A 3,852-nucleotide genomic window follows, 5' to 3' on the forward strand; every position below is an offset into this window, starting at 1 on the left:
AGGGTTCGTCTGTAACTGGGGTTGCTCTCGAAGTCGGCGCGCGATCAGCGGACGCTTCAATCCGACTAGGGTTCGTCTGTAACCGGACGTCGAACCCAAGGAGGGAGACCGATGAGCGGCTTCAATCCGACTAGGGTTCGTCTGTAACTGGCGGCATCGTCTCCTTCACAGGCGAGCCCTACGCGCTTCAATCCGACTAGGGTTCGTCTGTAACGGTGTTCGATTCAGCGACGACACCTCTCCTTCTGGGTGTTCTCACCTCAATCTTTTCGTCGACCGGCGATATCAGTTGAACCCCCCGGAGGTCGACGACGACGCTACAAGAACTGTTGGTCGTCCATGGGATCGTCGCCGAAAACGGATCGCTCTACGTACTTCTCCGAGGCCATCCGGTAGACCATCACGGATTCGCCGACTTCGAGCATCGATTCGAGCGTCTCTTCTACCTCGACGATCTGTCCCTCGGTGAGTTCCCCCTCGAACACCGAATTCTGAACGTGGGTGAGGTATCGGCGGAGGTACGTGAGGAACTTCGCGGTCCGCTCGGCCGCGACGTCGTAGACGACGATGGCGTAGGGCAGCGTTACCACCACCGTTTGAACGGCACGTACTCCTCCCCGGTGAGCAGGTGCTTCTTCAGTTTGTACGCCTCGATGCGGAGGAGGTACTGGTAGCTCACGTTCCGATTCAATTGCGGGTGTTCGACCGTTTCGTGAAGCGTCTCCTCGAACGCCTTCGAGAACGTCTTGCGTCCTCGCTCGGTGAGCAGACAGCCGTTGAGGTCGGTTTCGAAGTCGTCGAGATCGAGCTGTCGACGATTGAGGAGCCGGAAGATGACGCGGTCGGCGAGGAGCGGCTTGAACAGGTCCGCGACGTCGAGCGAGAGCGAGTAGCGTCGTTCACCCGGCTCGTGGAGGAAGCTCACCGCCGGGTCCAGTGCGGTCGCTCGAATCGCGGAGACGACGTTCGCGTACACGAGGGAGTTCCCGAAGGAGATGAGGCTGTTGACCTCGTTCTTCGGCGGGTTGTACTCGCGGCCGCCGAAGACGAAGCCGTCGGGGAGCACGTCGTCGAACGTGCCGTAGTAGGCCCGTCGGGCGGTCGCTTCGACGCCCATGAGTTCGTTCGTGTCCATGCCGGAATCGAGGTTGTCGGCCTGCGTTTCGAGTCGCTCGATGACGTCCGCGAAGTCGTGGCCGCGCCCGTCGTAATACTTGACGTTCGCGCGCATGTTGTGGATGCTTCCGGCGATGAACGCGCGGGCGAGCGCGCGTCGCCGCTCGGGATCGTCGTACGCGCGGACCTGCTCGACGACGGTCTTGCCGGAGGTCTGCCCGCGTTCCGGCATGACCGATCCGGCGTAGTAGTCCTTCCAGCCGAAGACGTGCACGGCGACGCCCTTGTCGTTGAGGAAGGAGATCAGTCGGGTGTTGAAGTCGACCTGTCCGTGGAGGAAGAGCGCGTGTGCGTTCTCGACGGGACGATGCTTCTTCTCGCCGTCGGGTGTGACGAGCCGGATGGTGTCGTTGTTGCGTTCGAGGCGTCCGTCACTGAAGATGTGGTAGTTGTCGTTCACGGGGTCAACAGCTCCAGCAGAAGTCGTGATAGGCGCACGCGTCGCAGAATGGCTTCTCCTCCGCGGGCGGCGGACGCTCGGCCGTGACGATCGCGTGAACGCCGCGAATGGCGTCCTCGACTCGCGTCTCGTTCTCCGGCGTGAGTTCGACGGGTTCGCGCTCGCGCTCGGTCGGGTGTGCGAGAACGCCGTCGCGTTCCACGCCGACGACGTGTTCGAGGTACCAGAGGTAGTAGAGCAGTTGCAGTTTCGCGGGCTCGACGAGCGAGGACGAGGGCTTGACTTCCATCACGCGCCCGTCGTCGAGGACGTCGATGGCGATGGTGCCGTCGATGGAGACGTGGCGTCGCTTCTCCGCGTACGCGTTCTCGTCGACCTGCGTGCCGCGGACGACGGCGGCGTTGTCACGGTCGATTTCGAGGTGGTTGGCGGCGAACCAGAGCTCCCGCTCGCACACGACGTAGTACTGCATCATCACGCCGGTCACGTGGAACTCGTCCGGGGTCGCGGCGTCGCGGGCGGAACGCAAGAGGAGGTCGACGGGATCCGTGCGATTCGCGTCGTCGCCGTCGTTCACGTCATCGTCGTCGATCGCGTCGGTTGCGTCGTCGGTAGGTGTCTCGTCGGGCATCGTCACAGGAACTGGTGGTCGACCGTGCTCTCGGGGATCCGGAACCCGGTCGTCTCGTCGAAGTAGTTCGGCAGGTCGCGCACGTCGAGTTCGTACAGCCCGTCGTCCGCGACGAGCGGCGTGAGACGGCCGATCGCGTCCGCGGCAGCCTCGTCCCCGCGATAGACGGGGACCGACACGCGGAGGGGTTTCGTCTCCGTGAGCAACGCCCGTAGCGCGTCGAACTCGTGGGTGGCGACCGCGTCCCGTATCGCGTCGGCCCGCGCCCGTTCCGTCTCGGTCCGACAGACGAGGACGTCGACGCTGCGTCGCTGGTCGATGAGCGAGAGCTGGCCGAGCGCGTCCCCCCGTGCGTCATCGACGTAGTCCGCGTACGCCCGCGATCCGACGTCCCGGTCCTCGTGGAGCCGCCGGTAGTACTCGTCGACGGCGTCGGTCGCGACGGCCGTTTCGGTGAGCGAGCCGTCGTCTCCGCGCGTCGTGCGGAGCGCCGCGGCGGTGACCGGGAGGAGCGACGTGCCGCGGTTGTAGACCGCCTCGCCGGGAGTCTTCTCCTGCTCCCCCGGCGCGTCGAGCCACCAGACGGTCACGCGCCCGCGATCGCGTTCGAACGACCGATTACACCGGCCGGCCGCCTGCACGATGCCGTCCATCGGCGCGAGATCGCGGTACACTCGCTCGAAGCTGATGTCGACACCGGCCTCGACGAGCTGCGTCGAGACCGCGAGGAGCGGTCGTTCGCGGTCGGTCAGCGCCTTCGCCGCCTCGATGAACGTGAGTCGATCGACGGGACGCAGCCGCGTCGAGAGGTGGAGGAGCGCGACGTCGCCGCCGCTCGCGTTCACGACCGCGTCGGCGAGCGCGTCGCCGGTCACGTCGTCGGCCGTCGATACCGCATCGAGCAGGTCGGCGTACACGGCGCCGACGTCCGTGACGCCACCGAGTTCGTCGCGCACGCGGTCGGTGAGTTCGCGGGCGCTCTCGATGGTGTTACAGATCGCGAGCGCGGATCCGCCGCCGTCGACGGCCGCGGACAGCTCGCTCGCCGCGGCGCCGTATGGCTTCGGATCGGTCTCCCCCGATCCCTCGTCGTTCACGTATCGCGCGGCCGATTCGTCGAGGCGATAGGAGACCCGTTCGACGGCCTCGAAGTACGATCCGGGATCGTCGACGAGTTCGGTCTCGCCCGCGAAGAGGTCCGGCTGGGTCGCGGTCATCGCGATCACCGTCGCGCCGTACCGCTCGGTGAGCAGTTCGACGAGTCGCGGGGCGAGCTTCCACCAGTCGATCGGGAGGCTCTGTGGCTCGTCGAGCACGACGACGGCGTCGCGGAGCGCGGGGAGCTTCATCGACTGTCGATTGCGCGGTCCGGCGAGGCTCTCGAAGAGCTGGACGAACGTGGTGACCGTCAGCCCGGCGCGCCACCCCTCGGCGAGCATCCCCGCGACGTCGTCGTCGAGATCCGCCGTATCGGCCGTCGCACCGTCGTCGGCTCCAGTTCCGTCCAGCGTCGTCTCCGCGAGGTGGTGATGCGCGGTGAGGAGTCGGCTACCGGCGTCCGTGTCGTATATCGTCTCGACCTCGTCGACCACCTGATCGATGACGCTCGTGAACGGGAGCGCGTAGACGACGCGCTCGCCGTCGA

Annotated in this window: 4 protein-coding genes; all 4 read right to left on the minus strand. The window is 65.8% G+C overall.

The annotated features are described in order from the left end of the window. Positions 1–317: 317 nt before the first annotated feature. Positions 318–581, minus strand: coding sequence for a CRISPR-associated endonuclease Cas2 (cas2, locus tag AOZ13_RS13050; RefSeq protein WP_044957195.1), 264 nt, complete (start codon positions 579–581; stop codon positions 318–320). Between the two features lie 2 nt (positions 582–583). Next, positions 584–1,576 (minus strand): type I-B CRISPR-associated endonuclease Cas1b, encoded by a 993-nt coding sequence (cas1b, locus tag AOZ13_RS13055; protein ID WP_020220938.1) that lies wholly within the window; start codon positions 1,574–1,576, stop codon positions 584–586. Positions 1,577–1,580: 4 nt separating this feature from the next. Further along, complete coding sequence (gene cas4, locus AOZ13_RS13060; RefSeq protein ID WP_020220937.1) at positions 1,581–2,213, minus strand: CRISPR-associated protein Cas4; 633 nt, start codon at positions 2,211–2,213, stop codon at positions 1,581–1,583. Beyond that, a partial coding sequence (locus tag AOZ13_RS13065; protein WP_394324683.1) for a CRISPR-associated helicase/endonuclease Cas3 occupies positions 2,210–3,852 on the minus strand: 1,643 nt, incomplete at its 5' end. The genes cas4 and AOZ13_RS13065, both read right to left, overlap by 4 nt.

Origin of the sequence: Halarchaeum acidiphilum MH1-52-1 (genome assembly GCF_000474235.1) — an archaeon.
Lineage (GTDB): Archaea > Halobacteriota > Halobacteria > Halobacteriales > Halobacteriaceae > Halarchaeum > Halarchaeum acidiphilum.